Source organism: Variovorax sp. SRS16 (genome assembly GCF_901827165.1).
Lineage (GTDB): Bacteria > Pseudomonadota > Gammaproteobacteria > Burkholderiales > Burkholderiaceae_C > Variovorax.
Genome location: NZ_LR594666.1, coordinates 410,020 through 429,571, shown reverse-complemented (window position 1 = coordinate 429,571; position 19,552 = coordinate 410,020). Strand labels below are relative to the sequence as shown.

Below are 19,552 nucleotides of genomic sequence, written 5' to 3'. Positions count from 1 at the left end.
GCATGAATCACGGCAACAGATCCCGCCATTCCTGTCCCGGCGCAAGCTGAGCGGCGAAGCCGCGAGACTGAACCCAGTCGATCCGAGCCACCTCCTGCGATTCAACGGCACTCAGCAAGGCTCGGTACAGCCGGGTGATTGCCACGTCGGCCGTCGACAGCGTTTCGCGGGAGCGGTCGCGAACAGCGCCTGCAGAGACACAGACGATGGCGTCCTCCATCGTCAGACTGGAGACGCCGCTCCAAGTCCTTCCATCACGCATGGCCGCCCGATCCTGATGAAAGTAGTTGGTTCGCTGGGGGTAGTCGCCGCGACCGAGCGTCTCGGGGGTCAGGTGAAAGCGCTGCAGCGTGTCATCGTCCATTCCGACAATGCGCAATTGCTGACTGCGCAGTGGCTCCTCGTTCAACGGCCGCGATTCGCTGTAGTAGACATGAAAGAAGATCGACCGGGTATCGGTCTGAGGAATCACGATCTGGTGAAGATCACCATTCGCATTGAGAATGGTGAAAGGCGCGACAAAGCCCGCGACGCGCGCTTCCCGCCGCGAGTTCCCTTCCTTGCTGCGAATATCTCGCAAGGCCGCGTAGTAGAAGCCAAATGGCGTGTCTTCGGCTTCGATCTTCGGAGCCAGGTCGTCTTGCATGGAGTTGACCTTCTGGGCGTATTCCAGATCACTGCCCCCCGTCTTGCGCAGTGTGTCGGTATGCAGAAACCCCAAATGCGAGGAGTCGACCAGACCTTCGATGATCTGAACGAAGTTGCATTCCTGCACATGAATGGCGACCACGCGCTGGGACTCGGGAAGATCCATCCAAGGCCAACGCGGAAAATCCGGTTCCTGTCCTGCAGCCCCCAGATAAGTCCATAGAATTCCCCCGGATTCCCGCACGGGAGAGGTACGGCCCCGCAAACGACCCCTGTAGGCCGCATCGGCCACGTTCGGGGTATCGAGCACGGTGCCATCGGTCGCAAACTTCCAGCCGTGGTAGATGCAGCGCAGCCCATCTCCCTCGGAGCGCGCCAGAAGCAAGGACGCGCCTCGATGGAGGCAACCGTCCTCGAACAACGCAGGCCGGCCTTCGGCGTCGCGCCAAGCCACGAAATTCTCGCCCACGAGGGGAACGTCCTTCGGATCGCCTCCGGCGGGCAGATCGGCAGCGACCATGAACGGCAGCCAATGGCGCCGCAGCAGTCGACCCATCGGTTCGCCGGGGCCTACCTGGCACATGGCCTTGTTGTCATTTGAATTCAGCACAGAAATCTCCTCAGGGGTTGCTAGCCGCGTGCGTCGGCGTCGGGCAAGGCCATGTGGCCGGGGGTCAACGCCCGCCAGGAACGTCCGAGTTCCAGGTTCTGATCCACGCAGCGCACGCCGGTCATGTCCTCGACCAGAGCCCCGGGCGGATCGCCGCCGGCCATGCAGACTTCGACGGCCTGCATCAGGCGCCGCCGCAGCCGTACGACTGCAGCGTCCGAAGACACCAGATGCTCCGTGCTTCGATCGTAGATGGACCCTTGGGAGACGGTGACCGTGGCGTCCTCCTGCGTCAGGCCCTCCAGCCCTGTCCAGCTTCTCTTCTCACGCATGGCCACGCGGTCCTGGCCATAGTGCTGCGCCTTGTCCACGATGAAGTTGTAGCCGCGATAGTTGTGGGGGCCGAATCCCGATCGCTTCAGCCGCGCCTCGACGCTGATCGGGGCGTCGACACTCAGGTCGACCAGATACGTGGAGGTATTGAAGTCGTCCAGTGGCACCTCGAGGATCGTCGATTCGAATCCAGGAAGAGGAATCATCCGGCCATAGGGAAGAAAGAGCGGGACCACGCGCACGTTCGTCATGCCTTCCTGGCCGGTTCGGCGGATACCGGCATAGTGAAAACCGAAGTGCGTGTCCTCGATCTCGAGTTTGGGCGCCATGTCGTCCCAGGCCGAACTCACGAAATCCTGCAGGTGGGCCGCTTGCGCCTTGCTTTCGGCCAGCCAACCCGGCCGCGTGACGTTGCTGTGCAGGATGCTGACGTGCGAGCTGTCGGTGCCGCCCTCCCAATTCTGCAGGTAGTTGGACGGGATATTGACGCGTACGACCGTGTGATGAGTCTCCGGTACTTCGTCATAGGCGAAGCGACGGAAGGGTGGCTGCTTGTCTTTCGGCCCGATGTAGATCCAGATCAATCCGGATTGTTCTCGGACCGGGTAGGCATTGGCACGCAAGCGTTCCCGTATGCGTTCGTCCGGGATGTTCGGCGTCTCCAGCAGCTTGCCTTCCACGTCGAACTTCCACCCGTGGTAGATGCATCGAATGCCGCCCTCTTCCACGCGCCCCAGCGCCATGGAAGCGCCACGATGCAGGCATCCCTCGTCCATGGCACCCACACGGCCCTGCGTATCACGAAAGAGGACGAAGGTGTCACCGAGCAGCTTGCGCACGACAGGATCGCCATCGCGTTCAGGAAGCTCGGCGCTGATGGCGATGGGATGCCAGTAGCGTCGCATCATGGTTCCCATCGGCGTGCCCCGCCCGACTCGCGTGAGGAGTTCGTTCTGTTCGTGTGAAAGCATGGGGTCTCCGAATTCTTGGACTTGGGTTCTGGAACTTCATGGCCGGACTCGCACGGGCATTCCCTGCAGTGCCGGCTCGAAGCGCGATGGAGCAAGTCTAGAAAAGCGGTCGCGCAGGGAGAACCAACGAATTTCGATGAGACCATCGATTGAGATGGAGGCAGAAGGCCATCTAGGCCATCGCAAACATCGATGCCCCCATCGAAAAGCGTTGGTGCAATCCTCGCGCCGTTTGCGACATCATTCTTTTTGCAGCAAGGCCTCAGCGTCACAGGAGACAACCATGGATTTCTTACAGAACAAAGTCGTGGGACGCAGAGCCGTCCTTGCCGGCCTTCTCAGCGTTGCGGCTTCGGCCGCCGCCGCACAGGGGTCGGGCGCTTACCCCACGGGTCCGGTTCGTCTCATCGTGATTTTTCCGCCGGGCGGCGGCACCGATGCAGCGGCGCGCCTGGTGGCACCGAAGCTTGCCGAGCGGCTTGGGCAACCCGTGATCGTCGACAACAGGCCCGGCATGGCGGGCGGCATCGGCATGGCCCTGGTCGCGAAAGCCGCTCCCGATGGCCGCACCTTGGTGCTCACGTCTTCGGGCGGGCTGACGGCGCTGACTTCGCTCTACAAGAACCTCCCGTTCAGTCCGGAAAAGGACTTGGCACCGGTATCCCTTTTTGGCGTCAGCCCGCTGGTCATTGCCGTGCGAAACGAGTTCCCGGTTTCCAACCTGAAAGATCTCATACGTCTGGCGAAGCAGAAGCCGGGCACACTGGCCTATGGCTCAGGGGGCAATGGCACAGCGCCCCATCTCGCGGGCGAACTGTTCAAGCTCATGACAGGCACGGATCTTCTCCATGTCCCGTTCAAGGGAAGCGGCCCTGCGGTCGTTGGCTTGCTTGGCGGGGACGTACAACTGGTGTTTGCCGACATGGGGACCGTTCGCCCCTATCTCGGCAATCGATTGAAGGCCATCGGCGTGCTCGGAAAATCGCGGACACCGACAGCCCCGGATATTCCCACGCTTTCCGAAGCGGGCCTGCCGGGCTACGAGGCTGAAGGCTGGTTCGCGGTCATGGCGCCAGCAGCGACGCCGTCACCCATCATCGAACGCCTCAATCACGAACTTGTGACGGTACTCAATTCAAGTGAAGTGCGCGCACAGTTTTCGCTGGCAGGCATGGAACCCGCGTCCAGTTCACCCGAAGCGCTGGCAAAACGCATCGCCGAAGATACCGCGCGGTGGAGCCGGGTCATCAAGGCGGCCAACATCAAACCCGATTGACACTGGAAGCATCCAGATGCCGGCGGAGCAGCCCGAGAAAGGTCTGTGCAACATCAGAAAGCACATGCCCTTTGCGCGTGTGAATGTAGAGAGTTTGCTTGACTTCCGGGTCATGCAGCTTCCTGGCGACCAGCGAGCCGAAGTGCGGATTCTCGACGACGAAATAGTCGGGAAGGATGACCACGCCCAGACGCTGCGCAGCCATCGCCAGTGCGGTTTGGATGTAGCCGATCTCGAAGGCGGATTCGAAGGGCCTCCCCTCGATGGGAAATACTTCGGAGATCAAGTGCTGGACGGGATCTCCTCTGAACAGGTTGATGATGCGTTGATCCAGCAAGTCCCGCCAGCTGACTTGTTCCTTTCCGGCCAGCTCGGATTCGTGGTGGCACACGACGCTGATGAAGCTTTCGACGAGCGGCGAGTGCTCGATGAGTTCCGGATCGTGCTCAAAGGTGCTGATACTGAATTCGGCCTTTCGCGAAAGAACGCGTTCGATCAGCGATGCATCGATCTCGTCATACACAACCACGCGCGCCTGCGGAACCGTTCGTTCGAATTCCGCGATGACAGTCGGTACGATCCCCGAGGTCAGCGCGGGTATGCAACTGAATGCCAACGTGGCCTGCGCTGCTTTCGTACGCTCGGTCATGTCGCGCTGCAAGGTCGTGGCCCGCGCAAGAATCTCATTGGCCTGCAGATAAGCTTCATCGGCCGCTTCCGTGGGGCGCAGCATCCGGGGCGTGCGCTCGAAAAGCTTGACGCCGAGCGACTCCTCCAGTTGCTGGATGAGCGCACTCATCGCCGACTGCGTCATATGAAGCGACTCGGCCGCATGCGTGAGATTGCGCAGCTTGTAGACCTGCGAGAACGCACGGAGCTGGCGCAATGTGATTCGAAACGGCTGAGTCATCGGCGCATTATCCCGTCTCGCCTGCGCGTCGGCGACTCGTCAAATACCCGATGCGCCTGATCCTGCATTCAAGCGGCGCCGGCCGCCGGGGCTCCTGCCTTCGGGCGCTCGCTCTCAAGGAACCTGGCGGGTCGGCCGGAACAGAATCTCGTTCACGTCGACGTCGTCCGGCTGCTCGATGGCAAAGGCCACGACACGCGCGAATGATTCGGCGGGGATCGCGTTGGCCTGGTAGAAATCGCGCAGGCCTCGCGCCATGTCCGGCTCCGTCACGCTGCCCGGCAGTTCGGAGTCCACGGCGCCCGGCGACACGATGGTGGTGCGGATGTTCCAGGGCTTGACCTCCTGCCGCAGGCCTTCCGACAGGGCCCGCACCGCATGCTTGGTTGCGCTGTAGACGGCGCCGTTGACCATGATCTTGTGGCCAGCCACCGACGACACATTGAGAATATGACCGGACTTCTGACGCTGCATGTGCGGCAGGGCAGCCGCGATGCCGTACAGCACCCCCTTCAGGTTCACGTCGATCATCCGATCCCACTCGTCGACCTTCAGTCGCTCGAGCGGCGATTGGGGCATCAGTCCCGCGTTGTTGATCATCACGTCGATGCGGCCGAAGCTCTGCACGGCGGTGTCGACGAGGTGCTTGACCTGGTCGCGCACGGTGACGTCGACGGCGATGGCGAGTGCCCGCTGCGCCGGGCCATTCAATTCATCGGCCAGTTGCTGCAGGCGCTCGATGCGCCGTGCACCGAGCACGACGTGCGCGCCCTGCGCGCTCAGAAGGCGCGCGGCCGCCTGACCGAGGCCGCTGCTCGCGCCGGTGATGACGATGACCTTGCCTTTGATATGGCCGCTCATGAGATTCTCCTGATGTCGATGTTGATGTTGATGTCGAACTCGACTCTAGGCGGCATGCCCCCGGCTCACTAGTAGGCCGCTTCTTGAACCCGCCGCAAGCCCAGATTGATGCTGCCGACCCCTGCTTTCGAGGATCATCACGTGCCCATCAACGACCTTCGCGCGATCGAGACCTTCACGAAGGCCATCGAACTCGGCAGCATTCGGCGTGCAGCGGCGGCCCAGGGTGTGAGCCCTCAGGCCGCAAGCCAGGCACTTGCAGCCCTCGAGAAGCGACTGGGCGTACGTCTCTTGCATCGCACATCGCGCAGCATCGCGCTCACTGACGAAGGACAGCAGTTCCTCGAATCGACCCGGCCCGCGCTGGCGGCGCTGGAGCGCGCTGTCGATCGCGTTCGCACGGCGAAGGACGAGGTTGCGGGTCCGCTGCGCATCGTTGCGCCGAAGTACTCGTTTGCGCCGTTGCTCTGGCCTCTTGTCGACGAGTTCTGCCGCCGCCACCCCGAGGTCCAGCCAGACGTCAAACTGGATGACCGTGTCGGCGACTGGGTGCAGGACCGTGCCGATGTCGGATTTCGCATCGGGTCGGCACCGGAAGACGGCGTCACCGCTCGCCGTCTCTTCGCCATGCAGCTTATCGTCTGCGCGGCGCCGGCCTACATCGCGGCGCATGGCGCGCCGAACTCGATCGAACAACTGAACTCGCATCGGTGCAGCGTGTTTCGACATCCCGGCACCGGCCGCGTACTGCCCTGGCTCCTCAAGATCGGTGGCGAAGTGATCTCTCGCGAAGTCCCGCCTGCGTTGTCGACGAACGATGCCCAATTCGAGACCGAGGCGGTGCTGTCGGGGCACGTGATCGGCTTGTTGTCGGGCTTGTCGGCGGCTCCCCTGATTCGCTCGGGACGGCTCGTGCCGTTGCTCGCAGACCACGCCACCGACCATATGAGCGTTCACGTTTACTACGGAAGCCGTGCGGCGCAGCCATCACGGGTCCGGGCTTTCGTCGATCTGACCGTGGAGCGGTTGGCCCGGTCCACGAACTACGTGCTGGACGCTCGAGAACTTGCAATGGCGGAGTCGAACGGTCGCAAAGGGATGCGCGAGCATTGACGCGGGCTTCGATGCTGCGCGGTGCGACTGCATTTCTCGCACGGGCCAAGACATCACCACGGGCTCCCCGAAATGATGGCATTTCTCCGCGATGTGATGGTGCGTGGCGGGTGGTGTGAGGCAAGAAAAAACCCGCAATGCCAGGAAGCATGCGGGTTCTGAGCTGGTTTGAGACCGTGTGAAACGATGTTCTGGTCGCCGCCAGGAATCGAACCTGGATCTCAGCCTTCGGAGGGCCGAATTCTATCCGTTGAAATACAGCGAGAGGATTGCGCCCGATCGGGTCGGGAGCCCATCATTATCGCCGATCAGGCGCCGCTCGCCAGCGGCCGCGAAAAGCCCAGTCCGGCGAGGTAGACGCGGAAGGTGCGGCGCCCGCAGGCCACGAGGTCGAACGCGCTCGGGTCGAGCAGCCAGTTCTGGATCAGCCCGCTGATCAGGGCATGCAGCCCCTGCGCCGCGACCGCGGCGGGCAGCGGCAGGCGGATGCCGGCGCGGCGCGCGGCCCCCAGCATGGCCTTCTCGAAATCGAGCACGCAGGCGTTGCGCGCGGCCAGATGGCGCTCCTGCACCGACGCCATGTCGTGCGTGTATTCGACCTTGTGCGTGGCGACCTCGAACACGCGCCGCACCTGCGGGTCGGTGGTCATGATCTTCAGCGCCTCGACCATCATGCGTTCGACCTCGTCCATCGGGTCGGCGTCGATGGCGCCGGCGGCCTTCTGCACGGCCGCCTCGAGCGGCAGCTTGACGCGCTCCATCATCGCGTTGAACAGATCCGCCTTGTCCTTGAAGTGCCAGTAGATCGCGCCGCGCGTGGCGCCGGCCCGCTGCGCGATCTGCTGCAGCGAGGTCTGCGAAACGCCCTGGGCCTGGAACAGCACCTCAGCCGCATCGAGCAAACGATGCCGCGTCTCCAGCGCTTCTTCCTTGGTGCGACGAACCACTGGGTCTCCTTCTTGAAATCAAATCAACACGCTGCGCAAGGTCAGGACTATACATCCATGAATGTATGTAAACTACGGGCCTTTCCGATGGCCACATTCGCCGTGCTGCTTCAGGCACGCGCCATGCATCGCGCCGTCTCCCGTCTTTGCCTCAAAGGAATCGCATGCCCGTCCTGCATGTCTCGCATCATTCGTTGTTCTCGCCGCGCCGTGCGGCCGTCACGGCCGCGGTCGCCGTGGTGCTGGTGCTCGCGGCCTGCGGCAAGAGCGATCCGCCCGCTGCCGCAGGCGGCGGTGGCCAGGCCGCGCCGCCGCCGGAAGTGGGCGTGGTGGTCGCGGCGCCGGGCGACATCGGCCTGGTGACCGAATTGCCCGGCCGGCTCGAAGCCTCGCGCGTGGCCGAGGTGCGCGCACGGGCCGCCGGCATCCTGCAGGAGCGGCTGTTCCGCGAGGGCAGCGACGTGAAGGCGGGCCAGCCGCTGTTCCGCATCGATCCCGCGCCCTACGCCGCCGCCGCGCAGAGCGCCCAGGCCAGCCTGGCGCGCGCCGAGGCCAATGCGGTGCAGGCCAAGGCCCTGGCGGAGCGCTACAAGCCGCTGGTCGAGGCCAATGCCGTGAGCAAGCAGGAATACGCGAACGCGGTGGCGGCGCAGAAGACTGCCGAGGCGGACGTCGCCGTCGGCCGCGCCGCGGTGCAGACCGCAAAGATCAATCTCGGCTATGCGAGCGTGACGGCGCCCATCTCGGGCCGCATCGGCCGCGCGCTGGTGACCGAGGGCGCGCTGGTCGGCCAGGGCGATGCGACGGAGCTGGCGGTGATCCAGCAGATCGATCCGATCTACGTGAACTTCACGCAGTCGGCCAACGACGTGCTCAAGCTGCGCCGCGCCATGGAGAACGGGCAGTTCAAGCGCGCCAATGGCGCCGATGCGGCCATCATCCGCGTGGTGCTGGAAGACGGCAGCGAATACGCGCTGCCCGGCAAGCTGCTGTTCTCCGACCTGACGGTCGATGCCACCACGGGCCAGGTCATGCTGCGCGCCGAGATTCCCAACCCGAAGGGCGAGCTGCTGCCCGGCCTGTATGTGCGCGTGCGGCTGGAACAGGCACAGGCCACCAATGCGATCACGCTGCCGCAGCAGGCGGTCACGCGCACCCAGCAGGGCGACACGGTGACGGTGGTCGGCACCGACGGTAAGCTGAGCAAGCGCGATGTGAAGATCAGCGCCGCGCGGGACAACCAGTGGGTGGTGCTCGATGGCCTCAAGGCCGGCGAGCAGGTCATGGTCGACGGCTTCCAGAAGCTGCAGATGATGCCGCCCGGCACGGCGGTGAAGGCGGTGCCGTGGAAGGCCGCGGCCGCCGCGCCCGCCGGCGCCGCCTCGGGTTCCGCACCGGCCGCGTCGGCCGCTTCCGCGCCGGCTTCGGCCTCGGCGGCGAAGTCGTAAGGAGCGCGCCCGCATGGCCAAGTTCTTTATCGACCGACCGATCTTCGCGTGGGTGATCGCGCTGTTCATCATCGTGATGGGCAGCGTGGCGATCACGCAGCTGCCGATCTCGCAATACCCGCCGGTGGCACCGCCGGCCATCGTCATCAACGTGGCCTATCCCGGCGCCTCGGCCCAGACGCTGGAAGACAGCGTGCTGTCGGTGATCGAGCGCGAGATGAACGGCTCGCCCGGTCTCATCTACATGGAATCGGTTGCGCAGGCCGACGGCACCGGCACCATCACGATCAGCTTCGAGACCGGCACCAACCCCGACCTCGCGCAGGTCGACGTGCAGAACCGGCTGTCACGCGCGACGCCGCGGCTGCCGGCCGCGGTGACGCAGCAGGGCGTGCGCGTGGACAAGTCGCGCAACAACTTCCTGCTGTTCACGATCCTGTCCTCGGACAATCCGGCGATCGATCCGACCGCGCTGGGCGACTACGCTTCGCGCAACGTGCTGCCCGAACTGCAGCGCGTGCCGGGCATCGGCCAGGCGCAGCTGTTCGGCACCGAGCGCGCCATGCGCATCTGGATCGACCCGGCCAAGCTGCAGGGCCTCAATCTCTCGGCGGCCGACGTCAACGCGGCGATCCGCGCGCAGAACGCACAGGTGTCCTCCGGCACGATCGGCGACCTGCCCAATGTGCCGGGCCAGGCCATCGCGGCCACGGTGGTGGTCAACGGCCAGCTCACGTCGGTCGAGCAGTTCGGCAACATCGTGCTGCGCGCCAACACCGACGGCTCGACCGTGCGGCTGAAGGACGTGGCGCGCATCGAGCTCGGCGGCCAGGCCTATTCGACTTCGGCGCGGCTCAACGGCCAGCCGGCCGTCGGCATCGGCGTCCAGCTGGCACCGAGCGGCAATGCGCTGGCCTCGGCGAAAGCGATCCGCGCCAAGATGACCGAACTCGCCAAGTACTTCCCGCAGGGCGTGAAGTGGACGATCCCTTACGACAGCTCGCGCTTCGTCAGCATCTCCATCACCGAGGTGGTCAAGACGCTGCTGGAAGCGGTGGCGCTGGTGTTCCTGGTGATGTTCCTGTTCCTGCAGAACTGGCGCTACACGATCATCCCGACCATCGTGGTGCCGATCGCGCTGCTGGGCACCTTCGCGACGCTGCTCGCGCTGGGCTTCTCGATCAACGTGCTGACCATGTTCGGCATGGTGCTGGTGATCGGCATCGTGGTGGACGATGCGATCGTGGTGGTCGAGAACGTCGAGCGCATCATGAGCGAGGAAGGCCTGTCGCCGCTGGAGGCCACGCGCAAGGCGATGCGGCAGATCTCGGGCGCCATCATCGGCGTGACCGTGGTGCTGATCTCGGTGTTCGTGCCGCTCGCCTTCTTCGCCGGCTCGACCGGCAACATCTACCGCCAGTTCGCGGCGGTGATGGTGGCGTCGATCAGCTTCTCGGCGACCATGGCACTGTCGCTCACGCCGGCGCTGTGCGCCACGCTGCTCAAGCCGGTCGAGGCCGGCCACCATCACGAGAAGACGGGCTTCTTCGGCTGGTTCAACCGCGGCTTCTCGCGCACCGCCAAGGGCGACGAGAGCGTCGTCGCGCGGCTGCTGCGGCGCGCGGCGCGCTACCTGGTGGTCTACGCGGCCATCATCGCCGCCGTGGTGCTGGTGTACCGCCAACTGCCGACCTCCTTTCTGCCGCAGGAGGACCAGGGCAACATCCTGGTCAACGTGCAGCTGCCGCCGGGCGCCACGCAGGAGCGCATGCTGTCGGTGATCAAGCAGGTCGAGAGCTACATCCTCAAGCAGCCCGAGGTGGAGAGCATGGTCGGCGTGCTGGGCTTCAGCTTCTCGGGCCAGGGCCAGAACGCGGGCCTGGCCTTCGTGACGCTGAAGGACTGGAAGCAGCGCGAGGATCCGGCGCATTCGGCGGACGCGCTCGCAGGCCGCGCCTTCGGTGCGCTGTCGGGCATCCGCGATGCCTTCATCTATCCGCTGAGCCCGCCGCCGATTCCCGAACTGGGCAACGCCAGCGGCTTCACCTTCCGGCTGCAGGACCGCAACGGCGCGGGCCACGAGGCGCTCATCAACGCGCGCAACCAGCTGCTCGGCATGGCCAGCAAGAGCCCGATGCTGACGCAGGTGCGGCCGGACGGCCTGGAGGACGCACCGCAGCTGCAGATCGACATCGACCGCGACAAGGCGAACGCGCTGGGCGTGAGCTTCGATTCGATCAACACCACGCTGTCGACCGCGCTCGGCTCCGCCTACGTGAACGATTTCCCGAACCAGGGCCGCCTGCAGCGCGTGATCGTGCAGGCCGATGCGCCGGCACGGATGCAGCCGGAGGACATCCTCAAGCTCAACGCCAGCAACAGCCAGGGTGCGCCGGTGCCGCTCGCGACCTTCGCGACCACGCGCTGGGTCAACGGCGCGCAGCAGACGGTGCGCTACAACGGCTATCCGGCGATCCGCATCTCGGGCTCGGCCGCACCGGGCTACAGCTCGGGCGCGGCGATGACCGAGATGGAGAACCTGGCGGCCAAACTGCCGGCCGGCTTCGGCTATGAATGGACCGGCCAGTCGCGCGAAGAAAAACTCGCGGGCTCGCAGGCCATCATCCTCTACGGCTTCGCGGTGCTGGCGGTGTTCCTGAGCCTGGCCGCGCTCTACGAGAGCTGGTCGATCCCGCTGGCGGTGATCCTGGTCGTGCCCTGCGGCGTGCTGGGGGTGCTGCTGGCCACGCTGTTCCGCTCGTATTCGAACGACGTGTACTTCCAGGTCGGCCTGATCACCATCATCGGCCTGTCGGCGAAGAACGCGATCCTGATCATCGAGTTCGCGAAGGACCTGCAGGCGCAGGGCAAGGGCGTGATCGAGTCGGCGCTGGCTGCTGCTCATCTGCGCTTCCGCCCGATCGTGATGACCTCGCTGGCCTTCGGGCTCGGGGTGATGCCGCTGTTCCTGGCCTCGGGCGCGGGCTCGGCCAGCCAGCGCGCCATCGGCACCGGCGTGCTCGGCGGCATGGTGACGGGCACCGGGCTGGCGGTGTTCTTCGTGCCGATATTTTTCGTCGTCGTGCGCAGCTTCTTCAAGGGCAGCGCGCGCCAGCACGAGGCCGACAAGCGCCATGCGCAAGCCGCTGGCATCGAGGAAAGTCATGATGAATAGGCTCACCCCCAGTCTTCGCGCACTTCGTGTCGCTTCGCCAACCCCCTTGCAGGGGGCGATACCGGCGGACCGGCGGAGCCGGATCCGCGGTATCTCACGCAACGGCCTCGCGCTGGCTGCTGCGCTGTTCGTGGCCGGCTGCTCGTTCATTCCGACCTATGAGCGCCCTGCCGCGCCGGTGCCGGCCACTTTCCCGAACGCGGCGCAGGCGCCTGCCGCGGGACAGGCACCTGCATCCACGATCGCATGGCAGAACTTCTTCACCGATGCGCGGCTGCAGAAGCTGATCGAGACGGCGCTGGCCAACAACCGCGATCTGCGCGTGGCGGTGCTCAACATCGAGCAGGCGCGGGCGCAGTTCCAGATCCAGCGTTCGGCGCTGTTCCCGGCGGTGGGCGTGACGGCCAGCGGCTCGCGCTCCGGGCCCAATCCGTACCAGGCGATCGACCCCAGCCTCGGCAGCGTGCTGTCGCAGTACAGCGTGAATCTCGGCGTGTCGGCCTGGGAGCTCGATTTCTTCGGCCGCGTACGCAGCCTGAAGGATGTGGCGCTGGCGCAATACCTCGCGACCGACGAAGCGCGCAAGGCCGCGCAGATCAGCCTGGTGAGCGCGGTCGCCAGCGGCTGGCTGACGCTGCTGGCCGATGACCAGTTGCTCGAGATCACGCGCCAGACGCTGGCCACGCGCGACGAGTCGCTCAAGCTCACGCGCCTGCGCTTCGACAATGGCGTGGCCTCCGAGATCGATTCGCGCCTGGCCGAGTCGCTGGCCGAGACGGCGCGCGCGGCCTATGCCCAGCAGCAGCGCCAGCGCATGCAGGACGAGAACGCGCTGGCGCTGCTGCTCGGCGCGCCCGTGCCGCCCGAAGCCACCGCAGGCGACGAACGCGGCCTCGAGGCCGCCGCGCCGATGGCGGACCTGCCGGCCGGCCTGCCCTCCGACCTGCTGGCCGACCGGCCGGACATCCGCGCGGCGGAGCAGCAGCTGATCGCGGCCAACGCCAACATCGGCGCCGCGCGCGCGGCCTTCTTCCCGCGCATCACGCTCACCTCGTCGATCGGCACCGCGAGCACCGAGTTCTCGGGCCTGTTCGACAAGGGCACGAAGGCATGGTCCTTCGCGCCGCAGATCACGCTGCCGATCTTCGATGCCGGGCGCAACCAGGCCGGGCTGGAATCGGCGCGCGCCGGCCGCGAGATCGCCGTAGCCCAGTACGAGAAGACCATCCAGACCGCCTTCCGCGAAGTTGCCGACGCGCTCGCGGGCCGCGCGACCTTCGGCGAACAGGTGCGCGCCCTGCGTGCGCAGAGCGATGCCGAGGCAGTGCGCTTCAAGCTGGCCGACCTGCGCTATCGCAACGGCATCGCCAGCGGACTCGACCTGCTCGATTCGCAGCGCTCGCTGTTCGCGGCGCAGCAGGCCGCGGTCGAGACGCGGCTGCTGCAGTTGCAGAACCAGGTGGTTCTCTACAAGACGCTGGGCGGAGGAGCGGGTTGAAGGCAGCCGGGCAAGGCCGCCTCGGCCGTGTCCGGCGAGCAAGTCCATGGGCCTCTCTATAATCCCCGGTTGATCCGACAAGCCCCCGAAGAGCCCCCCGATACTGAGGACGCAATGAGCGACGCGCACAACCAGGCCACAGAAGATGCCCACACCGGCCCGATCAAGAACCCGAAACAGCTGCTGCTGACGGTATTTTTTGCGTTCGTCGCACCCATCTTCATCATCATGGGGCTCGTCTCGTACGTGGTCTCCGGCAACCATCCCTCGAGCCTCGCGCAAGGCGAGAGCATGGCGCTGTACGGCGTCTCGAAGGAAACGCGCGACCGCGACGTTGCCGCCCGGCTCGAGAAGATCGGCTCGGTCGAGATCCGCGATGCCAACCGCCCGCTGGCCACCGGCGAGGCGGTGTTCAAGGCGCAGTGCTTTGCCTGCCACGGCACGCCCGGCATTCCGGCCGCACCGCACTTCAGCGACGCCGCAGCCTGGGCCCCGCGCATCGGCCAGGGCTATGCCACGCTGCTCGACCATGCGCTGCATGGCAAGGGCATGATGCCCCCGCAGGGCGGCGGCGACTTCGAAGACACCGAGATCGGCCGCGCCGTGGTCTACATGGCCGATGCCGGTGGTGCCAAGTTCCCCGTGCCGGACCGCCCGGCGGCTGCCGGCGCAGCAGGCGCGGCTTCCGATGCGGCCTCCGCACCGGCGGCCGACGCTTCCGGTGCGACGCCGGCACCCGCAGCGGCCGCAAGCAAGTAAGCGCCCCGGCGATCGATCCCCTCAACGAAAAGAGCCCCAGCGGGGCTCTTTTTCTTTTGGGGACCGAGTCAGACCGACGCAGGCTTGACGGGCTGCGCCGCCGCCGGACTCATCACATGGCCGAAGCGTGCCGGCAGGTCCGCGGCGCGCACGTTCTGCGGCACCCAGCGTCCCTCTTCGACCGCGCCGGCCGCGACGCCGACGTCCTGCGTGTGGACCAGGCCGAGCCCGATCGGCGCCGCCAGATAGAGCTTGCCGTCCTCGTCGAGCAGGCAGGTGCCCGGCTCGACGGCCAGGCCGGTGTGCGAGCGCACCGAGAAATCATCGCCCACGCGCCAGATCCAGGGCGCGGCCTCGAGTTCGACGTACACGCGCTGCGGACCGTTCTGGAAGAACCACTGGCCCTGCTCGTCGTGGTCGTAGTTGCGATGGATGAATTCGATCAGCTTGTCGTGCCGCAGCAGCGATCCCTTGGCCGAGGCAAAGGGCCCCAGCGCCTGCGTGCGGTCGTCGCGCATGTACCAGTTGCCGCGCGCATCGAGCCCGAGCCAGCCGTAGCAGTGCGGTACGTTGGGCCACTTGGCCAGCGCCTGTCGAACAATGTCGTCCATCGAGCTATTCTGCTCCCGCCAGCCATGCGCCGACACGCTCCGGCAATCCGCGCACATGGCCGGGCGGCAGCCCCATCGCGAAGCCGACATGGCCGCCATGCGCAGGCTGCCAGAGCGTGACGTGATCGCCGACCTCGCCCTGCCGCGGCAGGCTCCCGCCCGGCACGAAGGGATCGTTGACGGCATTCACCACCAGCGCGGGAATCCGGATCGCGTGCAGGTGCGGCTTGGCGGAGCCGCGCGTCCAGTAGTCCTCGGTGTCGCGAAAGCCATGCAGCGGCGCGGTGAAGACGTTGTCGAAGGCGTAGAGGTCGCGCGCCGCCAGCAGGCGCTCGCGATCGAACAGGCCCGGATGCTGCGCCAGCTTGGCCAGCGCCTTGGGCTTCATGGTCGCGAGGAACATGCGCGTATAGACCAGCCGATTGAAGCCGCGCCCGATCGCCGCGCCGCCGGCCGCGAGGTCGAGCGGCGCCGAGATCGAGGCCACCGCGCGCACCGTCTTCGCCGCCGCTTCGCCCGCCTCTTCCGCCCAGCGCAGCAGCGCATTGCCGCCGAGCGAGACGCCCACGGCCAGCATCGGCCCGCCGCCGGTCGCGTCCCTGTGCGCCCGCAAGCGCGCGAGGATCCAGCCGATCTCCTCGAAATCGCCCGAATGGTAGGCGCGCGGCGCGAGGTTGATCTCGCCGCTGCAACCGCGGAAATGCGGCACCGCATAGTCCCAGCCCCGCGCGGCCGCGAAGGATGCGAAGGCCTCGGCATAGTGGCTGCGCGAGGAGCCTTCGAGCCCGTGGAACAGCACCAGCAACGGCCGCGGCCGCGCGCCCGCGGCATCGAGGAAATCGACATCGATGAAGTCGCCGTCCGGCGTGGTCCAGCGCTCGCGCCGGTAGTCGGGCAAGGGGGCGTCGGCGCGCCGCGCCCACAGCGCGGGCCAGATGGTCTGCAGGTGGCCGCCCGGCAGCCAGCGGGGTGCGACGTAGTTCTGCATCAGTGCAAGGTCTGAGGCACGTCGCTCCCGTCCGCGGGTTCGTGCGCGGTGCCCGGGCTCGCATGGTGCGCGACCATGCGCCAGCCCTGGGCGGTCTGGTGATAGACGTTGGTGGCCAGCACGAAGGCATGGCGCGGTCCTTCGGCGGTGAGCACCTCGATGCGTTCGAGCACGTTGTGCACCGCGCTCGCGATCGACTCGATCTTGCGCACGCGCGCCGGCGTGGCATGGATGGCGCCGTTGGCGAACATGTGCTCGAAGGCGGCGCGGATCGCGGCCGGCCCGACCAGCCGCGGGCCGCCGGGATGAACGCAGAACACTTCGTCCTCGTCGGCCCAGCAGGCCATCAGCGCATCGACATCGCCGCGCTGCAACGCTTCGTAGAAGGCCGCTTCGATGTCGTCGGCGGTGCCGGTCGCAGCGGTACGGGGTTTGGTCTTGGGCATGGCAAAAATCCGGACGGATGCCGGCGATTGTGCAGCGTGCCGCCTCCGGCTTGGCGACCGCTTGGTGGGCCTGCGATCGCGGCGCCTCGGCGGGTCAGCGCGGCACGCCGAGCCAGGCTTCGGCCACCGCGCGCAGCGCATCGCCCTGCGAGGCCTGCCACACCATTTCCGGCGCGGCGATGTGCACGCCGGGCGGCGCCAGGCGCAGTGCAATGTCCACCAGCTCCGCCACCTTGGACGCGCGCGCCGGCTGCTCGCTGGCCGGCACCATGAAGCGCGCGGCCGACAGCATCCAGGCCGCCAGCCGCTCGGCCGGATTCGCGAAGCGCGCCGCGGCTGGCTTCTGCGCCGAGCGCACGAGGATCACGCGCTCGAAACCCAGCGCGACCACCGCATGCTCGTCGAGCGTGGCCAGCCCGCGCTTCAGCGCCTCGGGCAGGCGGCCCTGTTCGTGCGGCTGCACGATGGCCAGCGTGCGCACGCCACAGCGTCGCAGCCATGCGGCCAGTGCCGGCAGCTGCGCCGGATCGGGCGTCCAGAGCGCGCGTTCGCGGTCATGGTAGAGGCGCGGCGGCTCGAACTGCACGAGTGCCGTATCGGCCGCGATGGGCGGCCATTGCGCGATCGGCAAGGCCGGCGCCGGCACGGCCTCGACATCGCGCAGCGCAGCGCGCATCGGCTCGCGCGCCAGCACGCGGGTGCGCGCGAAGCGATGCCGGCCGACGAGCCGCCGCACCAGCTCCTGGCCCAGCGCGCCGGTGGCGCCGGCGATCAGCAGGGTGCCGGCCGCGGCAGCGTCGGCAACGGCCGGCGCGGGCGGCCGGTTCGCGGCCTGCAGCGCTTGAAGAGGATCGACCGCCATCCATCTATGCTAACTTCGCCCACTTCGCACGGAGGCTCCGACATCATGGTGAAACGCTGGTTCCTGATCATCCTTGCAGCCCTCTCGCTCGCGGGCTGCGGCTACAACGACTTCCAGCGCCTGGACGAGGCCAGCAAGTCGGCCTGGAGCGAAGTGCTCAACCAATACCAGCGGCGCGCCGACCTGGTGCCCAACATCGTGGCCACGGTCAAGGGCGAGGCCAGCTTCGAGCAGGACACGCTGACCAAGGTGATCGAGGCGCGCGCCAAGGCGACCTCGATCCAGGTCACGCCCGAGACGCTCAACAACCCCGAGGCCTTCAACAAGTTCCAGCAGGCGCAAGGCGAACTGTCGAGCGCGCTGTCGCGGCTGATGGCGGTGTCGGAGAACTATCCCAACCTCAAGGCCAACCAGGCCTTCCGCGATCTGCGCGTGACGCTCGAAGGCACCGAGAACCGCATCACCGTGGCCCGCAACCGCTACATCCAGACGGTGCAGGAATACAACGTGCTCGCGCGCAGCTTCCCGACCAACCTGACGGCCAAGGTCTTCAGCTACGCGCCCAAGCCCAACTTCACGGTGCAGAACGAGGCGCAGATCTCGACGCCCCCCACCGTCGACTTCAGCGCCCCGAAAAAGTAGCCACGGCACCATGGCGGCTGTCCGCATCCGGCGCGCGCTGGCCGCCCTCTTCCTGTTGGCGGCCGCGCTGTGCAGCGCGCACGCGCAGGACCTGCAGCCGATACCGCCGCTCAACGCGCGCGTGATCGACCAGACCGACACGCTCGATGCGTCGCAGCGCCAGGCGCTCGACGCCAAGCTGCAGGCCTTCGAGCAGAAGAAGGGTTCGCAGATCGTGATGCTGATGGTGGCGACCACGCAGCCCGAGGACATCGCGAGCTATGCCAACCGAGTCGCCAATGCCTGGAAGATCGGCCGCAAGGCGGTCGGCGACGGCGTGCTCGTGCTGGTCGCCAAGAACGACCGCAAGATGCGCATCGAGGTCGCCAAGACGCTCGAAGGCGCGGTGCCCGATCTGGCGGCGGCGCGCATCATCGACGAGGCGATGGCGCCGCGCTTTCGCCAGAACGATTTCGCGGGCGGCCTCGATGCGGCGGCCGACCAGCTGATCGCGCGCATCAGCGGCGAGCCGCTGCCCGAGGTCGATGCGAAGAGCGGCGACTTCGGCGAGCGCGGGCCGGCGAGGGGCTTCGATTGGCAGGACCTCGCCGTCTTCCTCTTTATCGCGGTGATGGTCGGCGGCCCGATCGCGCGCTCGGTGCTCGGCCGGATCCCGGGCTCGCTCGCGATGGGCGGGCTGACTGGCGTGATCGCGATGCTGCTCACGTCGAGCCTCGTGATCGCAGTGCTGGCCGGCATCGGCGCGCTGTTCTTCACGCTGCTGTCGCTGGCCTTCGGCTCGGGTCTCGGGCGCGGCGGCCGTGGCGGCGGATTCGGGGGTGGCTTTGGCGGCGGCGGCTTCGGCGGTGGATCGTCCGGCGGCGGTGGCGGCTTCAGCTCGGGCGGCGGCGGCGATTTCGGTGGCGGCGGCGCCTCGGGGAACTGGTAGCCATGGCCTCTCTTCTTGCCAGGCTCGGCCGCTTGTGGCGCCATCGCTGGGTCGACGAGGCCGAGGTCCGGCGCGCGCTGCCGCCGGCGCTGCTCGATCGCCTCACGCGCCGCGTTGCCGCGAGCGAGCGCCGGCACAGCGGCGAGATCCGCGTCTGCATCGAGGCCGGGCTGCCGCTGTCCTACCTGTGGCGCGGCGCGCCGGTGCGCGAGCGCGCGATCATGCTGTTCGGCAAGCTGCGCGTCTGGGACACCGAGCACAACAACGGCGTGCTGATCTACCTGCTGCTGGCCGAGCGCGCGATCGAGATCGTGGCCGACCGCGGCATCGATTCGCACGTCAGCAGCGAGGAATGGGCCGCGATGGCGAAGCGCATGGCTGCCGCGTTTCGCGAAGCGCGCTTCGAGGACGGACTCACGCAGGCGCTGGAGGAAGTGTCGGCGCTGCTGGTCGCGCACTTCCCGCTGGCCGAAGGCGAAGCCAACCGCAACGAACTGCCGGACGCGCCCGTCGTGCTCTGAAGCGC

General features: G+C 66.8%; 18 protein-coding genes and 1 tRNA gene. 9 read left to right on the top strand and 10 right to left on the bottom strand.

What is annotated here, in order from left to right; genetic code table 11:
* Nucleotides 1-7: 7 nt before the first annotated feature.
* Both E5P2_RS02100 and E5P2_RS02095 read right to left on the bottom strand, forming a co-directional pair.
* On the bottom strand, nt 8-1,258 hold the full coding sequence (locus E5P2_RS02100) for a Rieske 2Fe-2S domain-containing protein (protein ID WP_162565519.1): 1,251 nt from the start codon (nt 1,256-1,258) through the stop codon (nt 8-10).
* A gap of 20 nt (nt 1,259-1,278) precedes the next feature.
* Complete coding sequence (locus E5P2_RS02095; protein WP_232080551.1) at nt 1,279-2,499, bottom strand: Rieske 2Fe-2S domain-containing protein; 1,221 nt, start codon at nt 2,497-2,499, stop codon at nt 1,279-1,281.
* Nucleotides 2,500-2,845: 346 nt separating this feature from the next.
* Here E5P2_RS02095 and E5P2_RS02090 point away from each other — a divergent pair, with 346 nt between their 5' ends.
* A complete protein-coding gene (locus tag E5P2_RS02090; RefSeq protein WP_162565517.1) occupies nt 2,846-3,838 on the top strand; it encodes a tripartite tricarboxylate transporter substrate binding protein in 993 nt (330 codons plus the stop codon).
* Here the strand turns inward: E5P2_RS02090 and E5P2_RS02085 are convergent.
* Complete coding sequence (locus E5P2_RS02085; RefSeq protein ID WP_162565516.1) at nt 3,825-4,748, bottom strand: LysR family transcriptional regulator; 924 nt, start codon at nt 4,746-4,748, stop codon at nt 3,825-3,827. The genes E5P2_RS02090 and E5P2_RS02085 overlap by 14 nt on opposite strands.
* A 114-nt stretch (nt 4,749-4,862) precedes the next feature.
* Entirely contained in the window at nt 4,863-5,609 is a 747-nt protein-coding gene (locus E5P2_RS02080; RefSeq protein ID WP_162565515.1) for an SDR family oxidoreductase, read from the bottom strand.
* Between the two features lie 141 nt (nt 5,610-5,750).
* On the opposite strand from E5P2_RS02080, the gene E5P2_RS02075 reads away from it, so the two are divergent.
* Complete coding sequence (locus E5P2_RS02075) at nt 5,751-6,722, top strand: LysR family transcriptional regulator (protein WP_162565514.1); 972 nt, start codon at nt 5,751-5,753, stop codon at nt 6,720-6,722.
* A gap of 193 nt (nt 6,723-6,915) precedes the next feature.
* Here the strand turns inward: E5P2_RS02075 and E5P2_RS02070 are convergent.
* Together E5P2_RS02070 and E5P2_RS02065 are read right to left on the bottom strand one after the other, a co-directional pair.
* Nucleotides 6,916-6,986 (bottom strand) — tRNA-Arg (locus E5P2_RS02070).
* Nucleotides 6,987-7,030: 44 nt separating this feature from the next.
* Nucleotides 7,031-7,669 (bottom strand): TetR family transcriptional regulator, encoded by a 639-nt coding sequence (locus E5P2_RS02065; protein WP_162565513.1) that lies wholly within the window; start codon nt 7,667-7,669, stop codon nt 7,031-7,033.
* Between the two features lie 164 nt (nt 7,670-7,833).
* Between E5P2_RS02065 and E5P2_RS02060 the strand changes: the two genes are divergently transcribed.
* The 4 genes from E5P2_RS02060 (at nt 7,834) to E5P2_RS02045 (ending at nt 14,549) form a co-directional block, all read left to right on the top strand.
* On the top strand, nt 7,834-9,117 hold the full coding sequence (locus E5P2_RS02060; protein WP_162565512.1) for an efflux RND transporter periplasmic adaptor subunit: 1,284 nt from the start codon (nt 7,834-7,836) through the stop codon (nt 9,115-9,117).
* A gap of 13 nt (nt 9,118-9,130) precedes the next feature.
* Complete coding sequence (locus tag E5P2_RS02055; protein WP_162565511.1) at nt 9,131-12,292, top strand: efflux RND transporter permease subunit; 3,162 nt, start codon at nt 9,131-9,133, stop codon at nt 12,290-12,292.
* On the top strand, nt 12,285-13,790 hold the full coding sequence (locus E5P2_RS02050) for an efflux transporter outer membrane subunit (RefSeq protein ID WP_443083497.1): 1,506 nt from the start codon (nt 12,285-12,287) through the stop codon (nt 13,788-13,790). The genes E5P2_RS02055 and E5P2_RS02050 overlap by 8 nt, the downstream gene beginning before the upstream one ends.
* A gap of 114 nt (nt 13,791-13,904) precedes the next feature.
* Nucleotides 13,905-14,549, top strand: coding sequence for a c-type cytochrome (locus tag E5P2_RS02045; RefSeq protein WP_162565510.1), 645 nt, complete (start codon nt 13,905-13,907; stop codon nt 14,547-14,549).
* A 68-nt stretch (nt 14,550-14,617) separates the two neighbouring features.
* Here E5P2_RS02045 and E5P2_RS02040 read toward each other — a convergent pair whose 3' ends face one another.
* The 4 genes from E5P2_RS02040 to E5P2_RS02025 form a co-directional block, all read right to left on the bottom strand.
* Nucleotides 14,618-15,160, bottom strand: coding sequence for a DUF2946 family protein (locus tag E5P2_RS02040; protein ID WP_162565509.1), 543 nt, complete (start codon nt 15,158-15,160; stop codon nt 14,618-14,620).
* Between the two features lie 4 nt (nt 15,161-15,164).
* Entirely contained in the window at nt 15,165-16,148 is a 984-nt protein-coding gene (locus E5P2_RS02035) for a YheT family hydrolase (RefSeq protein ID WP_162565508.1), read from the bottom strand.
* Nucleotides 16,148-16,594 carry a YybH family protein gene (locus tag E5P2_RS02030; RefSeq protein ID WP_162565507.1) on the bottom strand — a complete coding sequence of 149 codons (447 nt, stop codon included), beginning with the start codon at nt 16,592-16,594 and terminating at the stop codon, nt 16,148-16,150. The genes E5P2_RS02035 and E5P2_RS02030 overlap by 1 nt, the downstream gene beginning before the upstream one ends.
* 94 nt (nt 16,595-16,688) lie before the next feature.
* A complete protein-coding gene (locus E5P2_RS02025) occupies nt 16,689-17,456 on the bottom strand; it encodes a hypothetical protein (protein ID WP_162565506.1) in 768 nt (255 codons plus the stop codon).
* A 45-nt stretch (nt 17,457-17,501) separates the two neighbouring features.
* Here E5P2_RS02025 and E5P2_RS02020 point away from each other — a divergent pair, with 45 nt between their 5' ends.
* From E5P2_RS02020 to E5P2_RS02010, 3 genes are read left to right on the top strand one after another with little or no spacing between them, the layout of a single operon-like run.
* Nucleotides 17,502-18,098 carry a LemA family protein gene (locus tag E5P2_RS02020; protein WP_162565505.1) on the top strand — a complete coding sequence of 199 codons (597 nt, stop codon included), beginning with the start codon at nt 17,502-17,504 and terminating at the stop codon, nt 18,096-18,098.
* Nucleotides 18,099-18,108: 10 nt separating this feature from the next.
* Nucleotides 18,109-19,026 carry a TPM domain-containing protein gene (locus tag E5P2_RS02015; protein ID WP_162565504.1) on the top strand — a complete coding sequence of 306 codons (918 nt, stop codon included), beginning with the start codon at nt 18,109-18,111 and terminating at the stop codon, nt 19,024-19,026.
* Nucleotides 19,027-19,028: 2 nt separating this feature from the next.
* Nucleotides 19,029-19,547, top strand: a complete 519-nt coding sequence (locus tag E5P2_RS02010; protein ID WP_162565503.1) for a TPM domain-containing protein — start codon at nt 19,029-19,031, stop codon at nt 19,545-19,547.
* Nucleotides 19,548-19,552 lie beyond the last annotated feature (5 nt).

Bases quoted from the DNA above. Each gene is read 5' to 3' on its own strand.
- E5P2_RS02095 (WP_232080551.1), bottom strand. From the start codon at position 2,499: ATGATGCGACGCTACTGGCATCCCATCGCCATCAGCGCCGAGCTTCCT.
- E5P2_RS02090 (WP_162565517.1), top strand. From the start codon at position 2,846: ATGGATTTCTTACAGAACAAAGTCGTGGGACGCAGAGCCGTCCTTGCC.
- E5P2_RS02085 (WP_162565516.1), bottom strand. From the start codon at position 4,748: ATGACTCAGCCGTTTCGAATCACATTGCGCCAGCTCCGTGCGTTCTCG.
- E5P2_RS02080 (WP_162565515.1), bottom strand. From the start codon at position 5,609: ATGAGCGGCCATATCAAAGGCAAGGTCATCGTCATCACCGGCGCGAGC.
- E5P2_RS02060 (WP_162565512.1), top strand. From the start codon at position 7,834: ATGCCCGTCCTGCATGTCTCGCATCATTCGTTGTTCTCGCCGCGCCGT.
- E5P2_RS02055 (WP_162565511.1), top strand. From the start codon at position 9,131: ATGGCCAAGTTCTTTATCGACCGACCGATCTTCGCGTGGGTGATCGCG.
- E5P2_RS02050 (WP_443083497.1), top strand. From the start codon at position 12,285: ATGAATAGGCTCACCCCCAGTCTTCGCGCACTTCGTGTCGCTTCGCCA.
- E5P2_RS02045 (WP_162565510.1), top strand. From the start codon at position 13,905: ATGAGCGACGCGCACAACCAGGCCACAGAAGATGCCCACACCGGCCCG.
- E5P2_RS02040 (WP_162565509.1), bottom strand. From the start codon at position 15,160: ATGGACGACATTGTTCGACAGGCGCTGGCCAAGTGGCCCAACGTACCG.
- E5P2_RS02035 (WP_162565508.1), bottom strand. From the start codon at position 16,148: ATGCAGAACTACGTCGCACCCCGCTGGCTGCCGGGCGGCCACCTGCAG.
- E5P2_RS02030 (WP_162565507.1), bottom strand. From the start codon at position 16,594: ATGCCCAAGACCAAACCCCGTACCGCTGCGACCGGCACCGCCGACGAC.
- E5P2_RS02025 (WP_162565506.1), bottom strand. From the start codon at position 17,456: ATGGCGGTCGATCCTCTTCAAGCGCTGCAGGCCGCGAACCGGCCGCCC.
- E5P2_RS02020 (WP_162565505.1), top strand. From the start codon at position 17,502: ATGGTGAAACGCTGGTTCCTGATCATCCTTGCAGCCCTCTCGCTCGCG.
- E5P2_RS02015 (WP_162565504.1), top strand. From the start codon at position 18,109: ATGGCGGCTGTCCGCATCCGGCGCGCGCTGGCCGCCCTCTTCCTGTTG.
- E5P2_RS02010 (WP_162565503.1), top strand. From the start codon at position 19,029: ATGGCCTCTCTTCTTGCCAGGCTCGGCCGCTTGTGGCGCCATCGCTGG.